At 68.8% G+C, this 16,321-nt stretch carries 16 protein-coding genes; 6 read left to right on the forward strand and 10 right to left on the reverse strand.

The features are described from left to right. Nucleotides 1-118: 118 nt before the first annotated feature. From ACFVV5_RS14575 to ACFVV5_RS14585, 3 genes are all read right to left on the reverse strand, one after another. Nucleotides 119-949, reverse strand: a complete 831-nt coding sequence (locus ACFVV5_RS14575) for a sulfurtransferase (RefSeq protein ID WP_387245411.1) — start codon at nt 947-949, stop codon at nt 119-121. Between the two features lie 29 nt (nt 950-978). After that, nucleotides 979-1,968 carry a ribonucleotide-diphosphate reductase subunit beta gene (locus tag ACFVV5_RS14580; protein ID WP_387245414.1) on the reverse strand — a complete coding sequence of 330 codons (990 nt, stop codon included), beginning with the start codon at nt 1,966-1,968 and terminating at the stop codon, nt 979-981. Between the two features lie 134 nt (nt 1,969-2,102). Then, nucleotides 2,103-4,577, reverse strand: a complete 2,475-nt coding sequence (locus ACFVV5_RS14585) for a ribonucleoside-diphosphate reductase subunit alpha (protein ID WP_387245417.1) — start codon at nt 4,575-4,577, stop codon at nt 2,103-2,105. 295 nt (nt 4,578-4,872) lie between these two features. On the opposite strand from ACFVV5_RS14585, the gene ACFVV5_RS14590 reads away from it, so the two are divergent. Then, the gene (locus tag ACFVV5_RS14590; protein ID WP_387245420.1) at nt 4,873-6,084 is read left to right on the forward strand and encodes an MFS transporter; all 1,212 of its coding nucleotides are present in this window, start codon (nt 4,873-4,875) and stop codon (nt 6,082-6,084) included. Between the two features lie 169 nt (nt 6,085-6,253). Here the strand turns inward: ACFVV5_RS14590 and ACFVV5_RS14595 are convergent, their stop codons facing one another. Next, nucleotides 6,254-7,237, reverse strand: coding sequence for an aldo/keto reductase (locus tag ACFVV5_RS14595; RefSeq protein ID WP_387245423.1), 984 nt, complete (start codon nt 7,235-7,237; stop codon nt 6,254-6,256). A 35-nt stretch (nt 7,238-7,272) separates the two neighbouring features. Next, nucleotides 7,273-8,391 carry an ABC transporter permease gene (locus ACFVV5_RS14600; RefSeq protein ID WP_387245426.1) on the reverse strand — a complete coding sequence of 373 codons (1,119 nt, stop codon included), beginning with the start codon at nt 8,389-8,391 and terminating at the stop codon, nt 7,273-7,275. A 104-nt stretch (nt 8,392-8,495) separates the two neighbouring features. Between ACFVV5_RS14600 and ACFVV5_RS14605 the strand changes: the two genes are divergently transcribed. Continuing rightward, entirely contained in the window at nt 8,496-9,089 is a 594-nt protein-coding gene (locus tag ACFVV5_RS14605) for a TetR/AcrR family transcriptional regulator (RefSeq protein WP_387245429.1), read from the forward strand. A gap of 19 nt (nt 9,090-9,108) precedes the next feature. Here ACFVV5_RS14605 and ACFVV5_RS14610 read toward each other — a convergent pair whose 3' ends face one another. Both ACFVV5_RS14610 and ACFVV5_RS14615 read right to left on the reverse strand, forming a co-directional pair. After that, on the reverse strand, nt 9,109-9,912 hold the full coding sequence (locus tag ACFVV5_RS14610) for an alpha/beta fold hydrolase (RefSeq protein ID WP_387245432.1): 804 nt from the start codon (nt 9,910-9,912) through the stop codon (nt 9,109-9,111). Further along, nucleotides 9,888-10,466: a TetR/AcrR family transcriptional regulator gene (locus tag ACFVV5_RS14615; RefSeq protein ID WP_387245435.1), complete on the reverse strand. Its 579-nt coding sequence runs from the start codon at nt 10,464-10,466 to the stop codon at nt 9,888-9,890. Before ACFVV5_RS14615 ends, ACFVV5_RS14610 begins: the two co-directional genes overlap by 25 nt. Before the next feature lie 63 nt (nt 10,467-10,529). Between ACFVV5_RS14615 and ACFVV5_RS14620 the strand changes: the two genes are divergently transcribed. Genes ACFVV5_RS14620 through ACFVV5_RS14635 form a run of 4 tightly spaced genes read left to right on the forward strand, consistent with a single transcriptional unit; the run spans nt 10,530 to nt 14,950 of the window. Beyond that, complete coding sequence (locus ACFVV5_RS14620; protein WP_387245521.1) at nt 10,530-11,285, forward strand: SDR family NAD(P)-dependent oxidoreductase; 756 nt, start codon at nt 10,530-10,532, stop codon at nt 11,283-11,285. Nucleotides 11,286-11,332: 47 nt separating this feature from the next. After that, on the forward strand, nt 11,333-12,493 hold the full coding sequence (locus ACFVV5_RS14625; protein ID WP_387245438.1) for an acyl-CoA dehydrogenase family protein: 1,161 nt from the start codon (nt 11,333-11,335) through the stop codon (nt 12,491-12,493). A gap of 42 nt (nt 12,494-12,535) precedes the next feature. Next, nucleotides 12,536-13,648: an aminopeptidase P family protein gene (locus ACFVV5_RS14630; RefSeq protein WP_387245524.1), complete on the forward strand. Its 1,113-nt coding sequence runs from the start codon at nt 12,536-12,538 to the stop codon at nt 13,646-13,648. Nucleotides 13,649-13,678: 30 nt separating this feature from the next. Beyond that, nucleotides 13,679-14,950 carry a DUF445 domain-containing protein gene (locus ACFVV5_RS14635; RefSeq protein WP_387245441.1) on the forward strand — a complete coding sequence of 424 codons (1,272 nt, stop codon included), beginning with the start codon at nt 13,679-13,681 and terminating at the stop codon, nt 14,948-14,950. 31 nt (nt 14,951-14,981) lie between these two features. On the opposite strand, the gene ACFVV5_RS14640 is transcribed toward ACFVV5_RS14635, so the two are convergent. Genes ACFVV5_RS14640 through ACFVV5_RS14650 form a run of 3 tightly spaced genes read right to left on the reverse strand, consistent with a single transcriptional unit; the run spans nt 14,982 to nt 16,289 of the window. Further along, complete coding sequence (locus ACFVV5_RS14640; protein ID WP_387245444.1) at nt 14,982-15,455, reverse strand: SRPBCC domain-containing protein; 474 nt, start codon at nt 15,453-15,455, stop codon at nt 14,982-14,984. A gap of 17 nt (nt 15,456-15,472) precedes the next feature. Continuing rightward, nucleotides 15,473-15,850 carry an ArsR/SmtB family transcription factor gene (locus tag ACFVV5_RS14645; RefSeq protein WP_387245447.1) on the reverse strand — a complete coding sequence of 126 codons (378 nt, stop codon included), beginning with the start codon at nt 15,848-15,850 and terminating at the stop codon, nt 15,473-15,475. Between the two features lie 58 nt (nt 15,851-15,908). Beyond that, on the reverse strand, nt 15,909-16,289 hold the full coding sequence (locus tag ACFVV5_RS14650; RefSeq protein ID WP_387245449.1) for a DUF3054 domain-containing protein: 381 nt from the start codon (nt 16,287-16,289) through the stop codon (nt 15,909-15,911). Nucleotides 16,290-16,321: the final 32 nt, after the last annotated feature.

Here is a 16,321-nt window from a genome sequence, read left to right on the forward strand (position 1 = left end):
CCTTATTTTCGGTTTTGCCCCCCTGGCGTTCTTGTGTTTTGTGGTGGGGTCGAAACGCGCGGTTTCGACCCAGCAACTCAGGACCCGATTGCGGGGGCGTCGGCGCGGGCGAGGCGCGCTAGGCGCCGGTGGCGACAGGACGCGCGGGGTCGTTCGACCACGCGGACCACGACCCGGGGTAGAGCGACGCGCTCAGGCCGGCGACCTCCAGCGCGAGGGCCTCGTGGGCGGCCGTGACACCGGAGCCGCAGTAGACGCCGAGAGGGGCATCCGGATGCACGCCCAACGCGGCGAAGCGCACTCGGAGCTCCGCAGGGGGCAGCATCCGGCCGTCGGCGCCGAGGTTGTCGGCGGCGGGCGCGCTCACGGCACCAGGGATGTGCCCGGCGCGCGGGTCGACGGGCTCGACGTCGCCGCGGAAGCGTTCGGCCGCGCGAGCATCCAGCAGCACGCCCGTCGCAGCGACGAGGGCGGCCGCGTCGGCGTCGAGGGTCGGCAGGGTGCCGTAGGCGAGTGTCACCGTTCCCGGCTCCGGGACGACCGAGCCGGTCTCGAGGTAGCCACCGGCCTCGCGCCACGCCGCCAGCCCGCCGTCGAGCACCCGCACGTCCGGGAATCCGGCATGCCGCAGCAACCACCAGGCCCGCGCGGCCGACAGGCCCGCGACGTCGTCGTAGACGACCACGGAATCGCCGTCGTCGAGTCCCCAGCCACGCGCGGCGGCCTGCAGCTCGATGGCGGCGGGCAGCGGATGCCGCCCGTCGACCGGTTCACCGTGGCCGGCCAGCTCGGTGTCGAGGTCGACGTATACCGCTCCGGGAATGTGGCCGGTCTCGTACTCGCCCCGACCCGGCGGGCCGCCCAGCTTCCAGCGGACGTCGAGCACGCGGGGCGGGGTGGATGAGCGGAGCGCCTCTGCAAGGTCGCGGGCGTCGACGAGCGGTGTCACCACACCATCCTCACTCGTGTTCGTTGCGATCAGTGACCGGTCGAGGCCTTGGCGTTCGACTCGTACGAGGTGTTCGTGGACTCGAAGAAGTTCACGAGCTCGAGCGTGTCGTTCGCGGTCGCCATCCACTTGGCCGGGTTCGCGACCTTGTACTCGGGCTCGAAGCCGAGCTCCTCGAGCCGGCGGTCGGCCAGGTACTTCACGTACTGGTTGATGTAGTTGGCATTGAGGCCGAGGATGCCGCCGGGCAGCAGGTCCCGGTTGTACTGCTCCTCCATCTCGACCGCGTCCAGGATCATCTGGCGGATCTCGTCGGCGAACTCCGGCGTCTGCAGCTCGGGGTTCTCTTCGAGCACCGTGAGGATGAGGTTGATTCCGAACTTGAGGTGCAGCGACTCGTCGCGCACCACCCAGTCGATCAGCGAGCCGAAGTTGCGCAGCAGGTTGCGCTGACGGAACGACAGCGCAACCATGAAGCCCGAGTAGAACCAGATGCCTTCGAGGATCACGTTGTAGGCCACGAGGTTGCGGATGAAGTCCTGCTTGCCCTCCGTGGTGGTGATGTCGAGGGTCTGCTCGGTCATGCGCTTGATGAACGTGACCTCGAACTCCTCCTTGCGCGCCATCGACGGCACATCCACGTGGGAGGCGTACGCCTGCTCGCGGTCGATCGGGAACGTCTCGAGGACGTACTCGAACGACATGCAGTGGTTCGCCTCTTCCCACATCTGCTTGGCGAGGTAGAGGTGAGCCTCTGCCGCCTGCAGGTAGGGGTAGACGCCGAACGCGAGAGCCTTGTTCACCAGCAGCTCGTTCGGGTTGAAGTAGCTCATCAGGAAGGTGATGGCGTGGCGTTCCTCGTCCGTCATCTTCTTGAAGTCGGCGATGTCCTCGCCGAGCTGGATCTCGTTGGGGAACCACGTGTTCGCGACGGCCTGGTCGTACAGGTCCATCGCCCACTTGTATTTGACCGGCTTCAGCAGCAGGCCTTCTTCGATTCCCGTCCCCAGGATGCCCATCGTGTGTCTTCTCTCCTCTGAATCGTCGCGCTCAAACCCGGTCTGCGCGGTGCCGGCTGCCTACTGGCAGGACTCGCACTGCAGGTCGTCCATCGGGTCCACGGGCACGTAGTACTCCTCGATCTTGGTGTTCATTACTTCTCACCACCTGTCGAGAGTCCTCCGAAGCCGAAGCCGCGGCGAGCGGGGGCGGGGGCGGGGGCATCCGTCTTCTCGGCCGCGGGGGCGGCCGGTGCGGCGCCGACCGAGGCGAAGCCCTTGCGGGCTCCCGAGATCTCTTCGGCCTTGTTGACCTTGACGGTCGACTGCTCGGCCTGGTGACGGGGCTTCATGTGCAGGTAGTACGTGGTCTTGACGCCACGCTCCCACGCTGCGAAGTAGATGTCCATCATGTCGCCGATGTCGCGCGTCTCGAGGTACATGTTGCGGCTGATCGCCTGGTCGATCCACTTCTGGGCGCGGGCGGCGACCTCGAGGAAGGCGTAGGGCGAGAGCTGGAAGCTCGTCTTGTAGGTGGCCTTGATCGCGTCGGGGATCGCGGCGATCCCCTGGATGTCGCCCTGCGAGCGCAGGATCGACTCGCGGGTGCTCTCCCACAGGCCTTCCGCCTGCAGAGCGGCGACCAGGTTGCGGTTGACCTCGAGGAACTTGCCCGACGAGGTCGACCGGCTGAAGATCTGCGAGAACTGCGGGTCGAAGCCCGGCGTGGTGCCGGCGACGAGGCCGATGGATGCGGTCGGCGCGATGGCCATGAGGGTCGCGTTGCGCATGCCGCCCTTGACCTTCGCGCGCAGGGCGTCCCAGTCGAGACGGGTGGTGCGGTTGACCTTGACCGGCACTCCGCGGTCCTTCTCGGTGAGGGCGATCGAGTCGAACGGGACGAGACCCTGCGACCAGCGCGAGCCCTCGAAGTTCTTGTAGGCGCCGCGCTCCTGGGCGAGATCGGCGCTCTCGTCGATGGCCGCGTAGGAGACGTGCTCCATGATCTCGTCGATCAGGTCGTAGGCCTCTTCGCTCTCGTAGCTGAAGCCGAGCTTCTCGACGATGTCGGTGAAGCCCATCACGCCGAGACCGATCGCGCGGTTCTGCTGGTTGGAGAAGTCGGCCTCATCGACGCTCGAGATCGTGATATCGATCAGGTTGTCGAGCTGGCGAACGGCGCTGCGGGCGCTCTCCTCGATGCGAGCCCAGTCCATCTTGCCGTCGACCAGGTGACGCGACAGGTTGATCGACGCCAGGTTGCAGACCGACACGTTGTCGCGGTCCTGCGGCAGCGTGATCTCGGTGCACAGGTTGGAGAGGTGGATGGTGCCCGTGTTGTTGTTGAGGGCACGGTTGTTGATGGTGTCCTTCCAGGTCAGCCACGGGTGGCTGGTGGTCTGGAGGCTCATCAGGATGTCCTTGAACTGCGAACGGGCGCTGATCTTCTTGAACATGTGCAGACGGCCGGCCTCGGCCTCCGCAACGTAGAAGGCGTAGCGCTCGGAGAAGGCCTGGCCGTAGAGCTCGTTGAGGTCGGCGACCTCGAGCGGGTCGAACAGGTACCAGTCCTGGTCGTTCTGCACGCGCTTCATGAACTCGTCGCTGATCCACACCGCGGTGTTGGCGGTGCGGGTGCGGCGGTAGGGGTCGCCGGAGTTCTGACGCAGGTCGAGGAACTCCGGGAAGTCCAGGTGCCAGTTCTCCATGTAGAAGCAGAGGGCGCCGAACTTCTTGCCGCCGCGGCTGACCGCCCGCAGCACCGAGTCGATCGTGTGCATGAACGGGATCGGACCGGTGGAGGTGGTGTTGTTGGAGCGGATGGGCGAGCCCTGCGCACGCAGCTTGGTGACCGACAGGCCGATGCCGCCGGTGCCCTTGGTGAGCCACATGACGTCGCGGACGCTCTTCGCGATGTGCTCGATGTCGTCCTGCATCTCCATGACGAAGCAGTTGGAGAGCTGCGGGTAGGCGGTTCCGGCGTTCACGAGGGTGGATCCGGCGGCCAGGTATTCGAGCTTCGACATCTTGTCGTAGAACTCGAGGGCGTGGCTGGTGGGGTCGGCCTCGTTGAGCGAGAGGCCCATTCCGATGCGCATCCAGAAGTACTGCGGAACCTCGAGGGTCTCGCCGTTGCGGGCCTTGATGCCGTAGCGGTTGTTGAGGGTGACGACGCCGATGTACTTGAGCAGCTCATCCCGCGACGGGTCGAGGTGGCCGGCGAGGCGGTCGAGGTCGAAGAGCTGGGTGAAGCGGGGGTCGAGCAGCTGCTCGGAGACGCCGCGCTCGATGTAGGCGCGGAAGTGGACGGCGTGCAGCGTGAGGAGCTCGTCGTTGTCGGCGTAGTCGCCGAGGACGCGCTTGTAGATCGTCTTGAGGAGGAGGCGCGCGGCGACGGTGTCGAAAGCAGGGTCGTCCTTGACGTTCTGCAGGGCGACCTGGATGACCGCCTCGTCGAGCTGCTGGGTGGTGATGCCGTCGAACAGCGTGAGCTCGAGCTCGCTCGCGATCTGGGTGACCCAGGTGATGTTGTCGTCGAGACCCTCGGCGGCGTGCTCGATCGCCAAGTTGATCTTGTTCGCGTCGTACGGCTCCCGCTCGCCGTTCCGCTTCACAACGGTGATTGCCACTTTCTCTCCTTCTCAACGTGCCGTTCTCCTGAACGGCGATGCCTCTGTCGTCCGGCGCCCGGACCGCGGACAACGCCGCGGAAAACCCCTAGTCGGCACCGAAAATCGAGCGATGGAACGACCTCTGAGGCCCCCGCTGCTTTCGGCGTGTGACCACTATATAGCGGGGGTCCGACATTTTCCGAACCCCACATCTAGTGGGCGTGTCATCCACAGATGTGCATAAGTTATGCACTTATCCACAGGGCATCCGACCCCTTCCCGGGCCACCGCCACCCGATAGACTGAGCGTCCCGTGAGCACCTACTCCAGCCTTCTGAAGACGCCGGGCGTCGCGCGGATCATCGCTGCCCAGCTCACGGCCCGCTTCCCGTTCGGGATGCTCTCGCTGGCGTTCCTCCTCCACATCGAGCACGTGCACCACTCCTACGGTGCCGCCGGCCTGGTCCTGGGCGCCATGAGCATCGGCCAGGCGATCGCCGGCCCGATGACGAGCCGCCTCATGGGCGTGCTCGGGATGCGCACGGTCCTCTGGACGACGCTCGTGATGTGCGCGCTCGCGGTCACCGCGATCGGCGTCTTCGTGCTGCCCATCCCCTGGACCATGGCCATCGCGTTCTTCGCCGGGCTCAGCATGCCGCCCATCCAGCCCGCGGTACGCACCATCTACCCCAAGATGGTCAACTCGCGGCAGCTCACGCCGCTGTTCGCGCTCGACGCGTCGGCGCAGGAGATCATCTGGATCGCAGGTCCTGTGGCGATCACGTTCGTCTCCACCCAGATCGGCACCGTCCAGGGCATCCTGATGTCGGTGGCCATCATGGCGCTCGGCGGCTTCTGGTTCATCGCCTCGCCGGAGGTGGGCCGGGTGCGCATCCCGCGCAGCAGGCGCCGTCTGGGCGCCGTGCTCGCGCGTCCGCCGGTGCTCCTCGCCACGGTGGTCGGCTTCCTCCTGATCGGCTCCTGCGCGGCGATCGAGGCGGGCGTCGTCGCCAACTTCGGCGAAGGGTCGCCCTTCGCGGGAATCGTGCTCGCGATCTGGTCGCTCGGCTCGCTCGTCGGCGGTCTCGCGTTCGGCCATGTGCCGATCGGTCCGTGGGCCACGGCCCGGCGCATGTTCATCGTGTTCGTCGGGGTCACGATCTCGACCTTCATGCTGGGGTCGTGGTGGGGCCTCTCGCTCACGCTCATCGTCGCGGGTCTCGGCATCGCGCCGGCCCTCGCGGTCCTGTTCGCGATCGTCTCGGCGAGCGTCAAATTCAGCGACACGGCCGAGGCCTACGGCTGGGTCGGAACCGGCCAGCTCATCGGCGCCGCCCTCGGCTCCGCCCTCGCCGGGTTCCTCATCGACGGCAACGGTCCGGTCGGCGCGTTCTGGGCGGCCAGCGTCTTCGCCCTGATCGGCTTCATCGTGCCCGCCCTCGCCTGGCGCATCCACCCCGACCTCCGCGGCCGCGACGCCAGCCCGATCCCCGACACCGAGCCCGTCCCGGTCCAGCCCTCCTGACCCGCCCTGCGTCGAGGGGTGCGTAACGCATCCGCAATCGAGTCCGGACTTGATGGGTCGAACCGAGCGATTTCGACCCAGCAACTCCGGACTCGAGTTCAGGCGCGTGCGTGGGAGCGGGGGCGCGTGGGAGCGTGGGCGCGTGGGAGCGGGGGCGCGGGCGGGCGCGCTACCAGCGGGGGTGGACCGCGGCGCGGAAGCGGCGATCGTAGATACCGCGGACGGCCTCGTCGAACGCCTCGCCGAGCGGGGCGGCGGAGCCGGCGGCCGCATTGGAGCGCGCCTGCTCGACCGAGCGCGCGCCCGGGATGACGCTGCTCACGCCGTCCTGCTGCGCCACCCAGGCGATCGCGGCCTGAGCCGGGGTGAGCCCGGCCGGCACGAGAGCCGCGAACTCGCGTGCCGCGGCGACGCCGGTCTCGAAGTCGACGCCCGAGAACGTCTCGCCGACGTCGAAGGCCTCGCCGTGCCGGTTGTAGCTGCGGTGATCGTCGGGCGAGAAGGTCGTCTCGGCCGTGTACTTCCCGCTGAGCAGCCCGGAGGCGAGCGGAACGCGCGCGATGATCCCCACGCCGGCCTCGCGCGCCGCGGGCAGCACCCGGTCGAGCGGCTTCAGCCGGAAGGCGTTCAGGATGATCTGCACGGTCGCCGTCCCGGGATGCGCGATCGCCGCGAGGGCCTCGTCGGTGGTCTCGACGCTGAACCCGTAGGCGGCCACGGCACCGTCGGCGACCAGCGTGTCGAGGGCGTCGTACACGGCATCCATCGAGAACACGCGCGTCGGCGGGCAGTGCAGCTGCACCAGATCGAGAGTTTCGACACCGAGGTTGCGGCGCGACCGGTCCGTCCACTCGCGGAACTTCGCGAGCGTGAAGTTCGCGGGGTCCTGCGCTTCGCGCCGGCCCATCTTGGTCGCGACCGTGATGCCCGCATCCGGTCGCGCTGCGAGGAACGCCCCGATGAGCTGTTCGCTCCGCCCGTCGCCGTAGACGTCGGCGGTGTCGAAGAAGGTGACACCGGATGCGGCAGCAGCGTCGAGCACGCTGAGTGCGTCCGCTTCGCTCACCTCGCCCCAGTCGGCGCCGAGCTGCCAGGTTCCGAGACCGATGACGGACACCTCGCGGCCCGTCCTGCCGAGTGTGCGTTGCTGCATGCTCTCAGAGTAGTGCGGCGCCGAGCACGCCGCCCTCACACCGGCTGAGCGACCCGCGCCGACTCGGCCTCGGCGAGCGGCTCCTCGTCCTCCTCCACGGCGGCCTCGACCACGACCTGGTTGCGGAAGTGCCCGAGCAGCATCGCCAGGACCCCGAACAGGCTCCAGCCGGCGAGCACCAGCCACGGGAACGTCGTGTCCGCCTGCGGGAAGTACGAGAGGTCGCGCACCAGGGTGGACGACGCGCCCGGAACGAACCACTGCCCGACCGCACCCCACGGCGCCACGGTGAACTGCAGCGGCTGCGCGGCGGACGACAGCGGATTTCCGACGAGCATCGTGACCACGCTGCCGACGGCGATGCCGGCACGGCCGATGAGGGCGTTCATGCCGACGATGAACGATGCGGTGGCGAACATCGCGAGTCCGACGGCGAGCGCGTTGACCCAGTAGCTCCCCTGCAGCACCCCGAACCAGCCCTGCATGATGGCGACGATGCCGAGTCCGCCGACCACGGCATAGGTCGTGACGGCGGCGAGGCGACGCCAGACGCCGGCGACGAGCAGCGAGATCAGGATGCCGCCGAGGAGTCCGCCGAGCACCAGCGGGAAGGAGGCCGCGGTGAGACCGAGGCCACGTGCATCCGTGGATGCGAGCGGCACGACGTCCGTGACGCCCACCGTGATCGTGGGCGGCACGGTCCCGGCCGGCGCCTGGCCGGCGGCGATCGCCTGCTGGGTCGCGGCGGCGGCCTGGGCGTTCGCCTGCGTCTGCAGCTGCCCGGCGATCTGATTGAGGATCTGGCTGACGGCGAGCCCATTGGCCGAGGCGGTGAGCACCTCAGGCTTGTCGCCGAGGACGATCGCCCCGTAGACGTCACGGGTCCGGATGCGGTCGACCGCTTGCGAGCGCGAGCTCACGGCGGTCACGTCGAACGCCCCGCTCGCCGCCTGGTCGAGGGCCTTCTCGACCGTCGCGACCTGGGCGCTGGTGCCGGCGACGGCGATGGGCACGTCTTTCACCGACGAGGTGATCGTCGGCCAGACGAACGCGATGAGCACCAGCGCGACGGCGGCCGCGGCGCCGATCGCGAGGGCGACGGCACGCCGCCACGGAGTGTGCGTGCTGTGCGGAGCAAGCTGAGGAGCGGACACGATGACCTCCTGGAACCGAACCAAAGAAAAAGAATGTTCGTTCTTTATGTTCGACCCGGGATACCGTATTGTCAAGAACGAACATTCTTTTTGAGCGGAGGGTCATGCCCAAGGTCACCGAATCCCACCGGCAGGCGCGGCGGAACCAGATCGCGGCCGCGGCCATCCGGTGCTTCGCCCGAACAGGCTTCCAGGCCACCTCGATGGCCGACATCATCGCCGAGTCGGGTCTGTCGGCCGGCGCGATCTACGGCCACTACAAGAACAAGGAGGAGCTGGTCGGCCTCGCGATCACCGAAGTGCTGGACCCGCGCTTCCTCGAGGTCGCCGAAGCCCGGCGACGCTCACCGATGCCCGCGCCCGGCGACGTGATCGGCCAGCTGGTGACCGGGCTCCGGAGCCAGATCGGCGACCTGCAGCTCCTGGTCCAGGTGTGGGGCCAGGTGGCGCTCAACCCCGACCTGCGCTCGATCACCGACGGCATCGGCACCCGGGTGCGCGCCGTCTTCGTCGAGTACCTCGCCGACTGGTACGAGTCCTCCCTCGGAGAACCGCGCGACGAGGCGGTGCGGCTCGCCGAGAGGTTCGCGGGGCTCTACGTCGGGATCGTCCAGGGCTACGTCACCCAATCGACGCTCTTCAGCGACTTCGACGCCGAGGCGTACCTGGCCGCCGCGTCGAGCATCCGGCCCGCCTGACACCCGCACCCACGCCGGCTCACCCGATCGCCGCCGCGACCACCCGCGCGAGCCGCTTGCGGATGATGTGGTCGTTCGCCTCCACCCGGTGCATCGTCACGTGCCGCATCGACTCGACCACCGCGAGGCTGCCCGGTGCGATGAACGCGTCCAGCGCGCCGTAGACCACTTCCACCTGCACGCGCACCCGCGCCAGGTCGCTCACCACCGTCTGCGACTCGACGCAGTTCTCGAGCGACTTGACGAACGGCTCCCAGTTCTTCTCGGTGATCTCGAACACGCCCTTGATCGGGAGCATCCGCGCGAGCATCCGGGCGTTGAAGATCGTGAACTCCTTGTTGCTGCGCACGTATTCGTAGGCGCGCAGGTACGCGCTCACCCGGCTGCGCACCCGGCGGTCGCCGATCGCGGCCGGCGTGCCGTAGATCGGCGGTCCGACGAGCACCAGCCGTGACAGGCCGCCCGGATGCTCGGCCGCGTATCCTGCCACGATCAGGCTCCCGAGCGAGTGGCCGACGAGCACGAACGGCTCGCGCAGCCGGAGGGTCCGGATGGTCGCGTGCAGGGCGTCGACGTGCTCCTCCATGGTGTACTCGGCGTCCGGCGGCGTCGGTGAGCGGCCGAACCCGAGGATGTCGATCGAGATGACCCGGTGCGTCGGCTCGAGCAACGGCACGAGGTTCTTGAATGTGACGGACGACGACGCGATCCCGTGCACGAGTACGACGACGGGCCCCTGCCCTTCGTCTCCGGCGATGTGCAGCCGGGGCACCCGGCGCCCGAACCACCAGCGCACGGTCACGCCCCGCCCGCCGGCCACCACGCCGGAGCGACTCTCGTGAGGAGATCGAGGAGCGCGTCGACGTCCCGCGGCGGCTCGCCGTCGAGCCACACGGCGATGGCGCCGATGATCCCGTCGGCCATGTACCGTCCGATCATCCGCCGCTCGGCCGTGTCGGCCGCAGGGACCTCCACGCTGTGCTGTTCGAGCAGGAGGGCGATCGATCCTTGGAAGTGCTCACTGAGCAGCGCGTGCAGGCTCGCCGATCCGCTGTCCTCCCCCAGCCCCCGGCGGTAGACCTCGTCGTGCTGGTCGACGTGGTGCAGCACCGCCCTCGTCACCCCGCGGATCGCGGCCACGGCGTCCGCGGGGGCGATGTCGACGAGGTACTGGTCGCGCAGGGCGTCGAGTTCGCCCCGCAGCACGCGGTGCAGCAACTCGACGGGCGAAGATGCGTAGGTGTACACGGTCGAGCGGTGCACACCGGCTGTCGAGGCCAACCGGGAGACGGTCACCTCGGTCACGGGTGACTCGGTGGCCAGGTCGAGGATCACCTCGCTCAAACGGGCGAGGGTCCTCTGCTGGCGTGCATCCATGAAGCGATCGTACAATCGGAGTTATCCGACACCTGTCGGATAACTCGAATGAAGGAGAAGAAGATGGCCCAGTACGACGTCGCAGACCGCTCAGCGATCGTGACCGGAGGCGGCTCGGGGATCGGACGCGCGGTCGCGCTGACGCTCGCGGCCAGCGGAGCATCCGTGCTCGTGACCGATCTCAACGCCGAGAACGCCCAGGCCGTCGCCGCCGAGATCGAAGCGGCCGGCGGAATCGCGGCGACCCTCGTCGGCGACGTGACCGACCCCGGGTTCGCCGTGGCGAGCGTGGAACGGGCCGGCGAGCTCGCCCCGCTCCGGATCGCCGTGAACAACGCCGGCATCGGCGGGGAGGCGGCCGCGGTCGGCGACTACTCCCTCGACGGCTGGCGCAAGGTGATCGAGGTCAACCTCAACTCGGTGTTCTATTCGATGAGGGCGCAACTCGACGTGATCGGGGCCAACGGAGGAGGCGCCATCGTCAATATGGCGTCGATCCTCGGCAGCGTCGGCTTCGCCAACTCCTCGGCGTACGTCACCGCCAAGCACGGCCTGCTCGGCCTCACCCAGAACGCCGCCCTCGAATACGCGGGCCGGAACGTCCGCGTCACGGCCGTCGGGCCCGGCTTCATCCGCACCCCGCTCGTCGAGCAGAGCCTGGATGCCCAAGCGCTCACGTTCCTCGAAGGCAAGCACGCCCTCGGCCGCCTCGGCGAGCCGCAGGAGGTCGCCGCCCTCATCGCCTTCCTCGCCTCGGACGCCGCCAGCTTCATCACCGGCAGCTACCACCTGGTCGACGGCGGCTACACCGCTCAGTGACGCGCCGGACCCTGCCGCCCGCGGCCGCCCTGCCCTAGGCTGGCGACGTGACTGAGCACACCCCGCTCCTGACCGACGAGCTGCTGGAGCGCATCCGTTCGCGGGCGGCAGGCTACGACGCCGAGAACGCCTTCTTCCTCGACGACTTCGAGGAGCTCACGCAGCGGGGCTACCTCAAGGCCCTCGTCCCGGAGGAGTACGGCGGTCTCGGGCTCAGCCTCCGGCAGGTGGCGCGCGAGCAGGTCCGGCTGGCGGGTGCCGCCCCGGCCACGGCGCTGGCGATCAACATGCACCTCGTGTGGACGGCCGTGGCCAAGGTGCTGCGCGACCGCGGCGACGACTCGCTCGACTTCCTGCTGCGCGAGGCCGGTGCGGGCGAGGTCTTCGGCTTCGGTCTGAGCGAGGCCGGCAACGATCTCGTGCTGTTCGGGTCGACGACGGATGCCCGTCCCGAGCCCGACGGCTCCTATCGCTTCTACGGCACCAAGATCTTCACGTCGCTCTCCCCCGGCTGGACCCGCCTCGGCACGATGGGGCTGGATACCACCAGTGCGGACGCCCCCAAGATCGTCTACGGATTCGTCGACCGCGACGGCGGCGGGTACGAGATCACAGAGGACTGGGACACGATCGGGATGCGTGCCAGTCAGAGCAACACGACCGTGCTCGACGGCGCGCAGTCCCCGGCCGACCGCATCGTGCGACGCCTCGACCCCGGGCCGAACCCCGACTCCCTGGTCTTCGCGATCTTCGCGGCCTTCGAGATCCTCCTGGCCGCCGTCTACACCGGGATCGGCGCGCGCGCACTCGAACTCGCGGTCGCCTCGGCGCACCGACGGAAGAGCCTCAAGAACGAGGGTCGCAGCTATGCGAACGACCCGGACATCCGGTGGCGCGTGGCGGATGCGGCGATCGCGCAGGACGCGCTGCTCCCCCAGCTCGACACGCTCGCCCACGACGTCGACACTCTCGCCGACCACGGCGCCCAGTGGTTCCCCCGGCTGGTCGGGCTGAAGGTGCGGGCCACCGAGACGGCGCGTCAGGTTGTCGACCAGGCCATCCGGGTGTCGGGCGGCTCGACGTACTTCGCCGGCAGCGAGCTCGGGCGGCTCTACCGCGATGTCCTCGCCGGGATCTTCCATCCGTCCGACGCCGAGTCGGCGCACTCGACCGTCGCCAACGCCTGGCTGGGCCCGGTCGAGGAGTAGAGCGTGCCCGAGACCGCCCACCCCGACCAGGAGGAGCACCGCATGAAGCAGATCACCCCGGACCACTTCGCCGAACGGCTGAGACGCGGCGCGGCGAACGCGAAGGCGGCCGGCTTCGACGGTCTGCTGATCGCTCCGGGCGCCGACCTCGCGTATTTCGCCGACTACCTCCCGATCGCGACCACCGAGCGGATCACCCTGCTCGTGATCCCGTCCGACGGCGACCCCACGATGATCGTGCCGGTGCTGGAGCACGACAGTGCCGTCACCACGCGGGCCGCGGGCGCCATCCGGTTCGTCGACTGGTCCGACGGCACCGACGAGTACCTGCCGACGGCGGCGCTGCTCGCACCGGACGGCCGGTACGCGATCTCCGACGCCACCTGGGCGATGCACCTGCTCGGCCTGCAGCAGAAACTCCCGGATGCCCGCTTCGAGTCGATCTCCCAGGCGCTCCCGCTGCTCCGCGCGGTCAAGTCCGACGACGAGATCGACCGGCTCGCCGCCGCCGGAGCCGCCGCCGACGCCACCTTCGAGGACATCCTCGGCGTGCGCTTCGCCGGCCGCACCGAGAACGAGGTGGCCGCCGACCTGGCGCGGCTGCTCCGCGAGCACGGGCACTCGCAGGTCGACTTCACCGTGGTCGGGAGCGGCCCGAACGGCGCGAACCCGCACCACGAGGCCGGCGACCGGACGATCGAGGAGGGCGACATGGTCGTGCTCGACTTCGGCGGCCTCATGGACGGCTACGGTTCGGACACCACGCGCACGGTGCACGTCGGCGAGCCCACCGATGAGGAGCACGAGGCGTTCGAGATCGTCAAGCGCGCGCAGCAGGCCGCGTTCGAGGCGGTCGCCGTCGGCGTCGCGTGCCAGGAGATCGACCGCGCTGCACGCGCCGTGATCGCCGAGGCCGGCTACGGCGAGTTCTTCATCCACCGGGTCGGCCACGGCATCGGGATGACCACCCACGAGCCGCCCTACATGGTGGAAGGCGAGGAGCGGCCGATCGAAGCGGGGATGTGCTTCTCGATCGAGCCCGGAATCTACCTGCCCGGCCGCTTCGGGGTGCGGATCGAGGACATCGTCGTCGCCGCGGACGACGGGGCGCACCGGCTCAACAACACCAGCCGCGAACTGCACATCGTGCACTGATGACGGCTCACCTGCGATGACGGCCCTCCGATGACGGCCACGCTCATGGCGCTGTCGCCCGCCGACGCGCAGCGCCTCCGCGGCCTGCGCCGCATGAAGCTGCTCGCCGTGGGCCTGCTGGCACTGATGGCCGTGATCTTCGTCGTGTCGTTCGCACTCCAGGGCCGGTACCCGTGGCTCGGCTACGTGCGAGCGGCGAGCGAGGGCGGGATGGTCGGTGCGCTTGCGGACTGGTTCGCGGTGACGGCCCTGTTCCGGTATCCGCTCGGCCTGCGCATCCCGCACACCGCGATCATCCCGAACCGCAAAGACGAGATCGGCGCGAGCCTCGGCGAGTTCGTCGAGACCAACTTCCTGTCCGACGAGGTGGTCATCGGCAAGTTGCGCTCGATCGACATCGCCGCCGGTGCAGGCGCCTGGGTCACCCGGCCGGAGAACGCCCGCCGGGTGGTGGCCGAGGCGTCGACCGCGCTGCGCGGTATGGCCTCGCTGCTCGACGACGACGACATGCGCGACGCGATCGAGGCGATTGCACGCCGGCATCTGATCGAGCCGGAATGGGGTCCGCCGCTCGGGAGGCTCGGAACGCGCATCCTGAGCTCGGGCGGTCACCACGAAGCTGTCGACCTCCTCCTCGACCGGCTCGAGGAGTGGTTCGCCGCGAACCCGGATGCACTGGGAGCGTTGGTCTCCGGACGACTCCCCTCGTGGGTGCCGTCGTTCGTGAATCGTGCCGTCGACGACCGCGCGTACACGGAGGTGCGACGATTCCTCGCCGACGTGCGCGCCGACCCGACGCACAAGCTCCGCCGCGCGCTCGACGACTACCTGGCCGAGCTGGCCGACCGGCTGCAGAACGATCCGGTGACCATCGCGAAACTGGAGGCGGCGAAGGGGCGCGCGTTCGACGACCCGCGGGTGCGGGAGCTGGCGGGCTCCATCTGGCAGGCCGCGCGGGCCGCCGCGCTGAACGCGCTCGCCGACCCGGACAGCGAGCTGCGCCGCCGCGCGGAGGCCGCGCTGGTCGACGTCGGCCGCCGGCTCGCGTCCGACCCGGCGCTCGGCGCCAAGGTGAACGGCTGGGTCACGGATGCGGCGGCCCACCTGGTCACCACGTACCGCCACGACATCGCGGCTGTCATCTCGGACACCGTCACTTCCTGGGATGCGCGCGAGACCACCGAGAAGATCGAGCTCCAGGTGGGCAAAGACCTGCAGTTCATCCGGATCAACGGAACCGTGGTCGGCGCTCTGGCCGGACTCGCGATCTTCACCGTCGCGACCGCGCTCTTCCCCGCCTGAGAGCCCCCGCAGGCGGGCGCGTGCGGAGGGATCAGGACGCGACGCTCCGGAGGTAGGCGGCGATGCGGTCGAATGCGCCGTTCCACGCCGTCTGCTCGAAGAAGTCGCGGATTCCCGGGGTCGGGAAGCCGGACTGCACGACGGTCATGAGCGTGCCGTCGGCGTGCGGTTCGAACGTCACCTCGATGTCGGTGGTCATCGAATCGCCGTCGGGGCCGTGGCCGGTCGACGTCGTGACCAGCCGGCGCGGCCGGTCGATCACGAGGAAGGTCTGCGTCTCGACGAAGAGCTGGTCGCGACTCGGGCCCCAGGTCGCGGTCTGACGGCCGCCGACCCGCAGGTCCACCTCGATCTCGACGATGCCGGGCTCCTCGTCGAGGATGCTGAACCAGATCTTCTGCTTCTCGGCGTCGGTGTATGCGTCGAACACCTCGTCCGGCGACGCGGGGAGCACGCGCGACATCCGCAATTCGATCGGGATGCCCGTCTCCGTCGTCTCGCTCATCGTTTCGTTCCTCTCGCTCATCGTTCGGTTGCTTGTTTCCCGTTCCCTGCTTCACGGTGGAGCGTGTCCGCTCCCCGCTCGAGGGTGAAGTACGCGTCGAGGCCGTCCAGGCGGCGCTCCCAGAGGCGCTGGTAGAAGGTGATCCACCCGAGCGCGTCGTCGAGCGTGCCGTCGCCGAGGCGGCAGGTGCGCGACCGCCCGACCTTCTCGGTGACGACGAGGCCGGCCGTCTCGAGTACCTGGACGTGCTTCTTGAGTCCCGTCAGCGTCATCCCGAACGGCTCGGCCAGCTCGCCGATCGTCGCGGGGCCGTCTCCGAGGCGTTGCAGGATGCTGCGCCTGGTCGAGTCGGACAGTGCCGCGAAGGCGCGGTCGAGCTCTTCTTGCTGAACCATGCGGTTCACTATATAACACTGAACCGATTGGTTCAACAATTTCTTTCGGGCGCGGTCCTCAGGCGCGGCGCACAGCGCGGCGGCGCGTGATCGGCATGGCGATCAGACGCCAGCCGATCAGGAAGACGCCGAGCACGATGGTGGCCACCACGATGAAGCTCGGCTCGACACCCTGACCGGCGGACACGCGCAACAGCATCCCCGCCGCGACGGTCATCAGCCACACGGGGATGCCCGGCCACAGGATCGCGAGCGGGCGACGCCAGGCGAACGTGACCAGCCACCCGAAGATCAGCCCGACCAGGAACGGCCAGAGCGTGTCGAAGACGCCGACGGCGTTCGCCGCCTCCCCATGGCTGCGGCGCCCGACGAGGACGAAAACGAGGACGAGCACGATGTCGATCGCGAACGCCACCAGGGCTGTCCTCCAGGTCTTCACGGTTGCGATGCTACGCGTGACCAGCCGTGCAT

This window comes from Leifsonia sp. NPDC058248, from assembly GCF_042881905.1.
Lineage (GTDB): Bacteria > Actinomycetota > Actinomycetes > Actinomycetales > Microbacteriaceae > Leifsonia.

Coding starts and splice junctions, on each gene's coding strand:
- ACFVV5_RS14620 (WP_387245521.1), top strand. CDS start 10,530: ATGGCCCAGTACGACGTCGCAGACCGCTCAGCGATCGTGACCGGAGGC.
- ACFVV5_RS14645 (WP_387245447.1), bottom strand. CDS start 15,850: ATGGTTCAGCAAGAAGAGCTCGACCGCGCCTTCGCGGCACTGTCCGAC.
- ACFVV5_RS14635 (WP_387245441.1), top strand. CDS start 13,679: ATGACGGCCACGCTCATGGCGCTGTCGCCCGCCGACGCGCAGCGCCTC.
- ACFVV5_RS14580 (WP_387245414.1), bottom strand. CDS start 1,968: ATGGGCATCCTGGGGACGGGAATCGAAGAAGGCCTGCTGCTGAAGCCG.
- ACFVV5_RS14630 (WP_387245524.1), top strand. CDS start 12,536: ATGAAGCAGATCACCCCGGACCACTTCGCCGAACGGCTGAGACGCGGC.
- ACFVV5_RS14605 (WP_387245429.1), top strand. CDS start 8,496: ATGCCCAAGGTCACCGAATCCCACCGGCAGGCGCGGCGGAACCAGATC.
- ACFVV5_RS14640 (WP_387245444.1), bottom strand. CDS start 15,455: ATGAGCGAGACGACGGAGACGGGCATCCCGATCGAATTGCGGATGTCG.
- ACFVV5_RS14595 (WP_387245423.1), bottom strand. CDS start 7,237: ATGCAGCAACGCACACTCGGCAGGACGGGCCGCGAGGTGTCCGTCATC.
- ACFVV5_RS14615 (WP_387245435.1), bottom strand. CDS start 10,466: ATGGATGCACGCCAGCAGAGGACCCTCGCCCGTTTGAGCGAGGTGATC.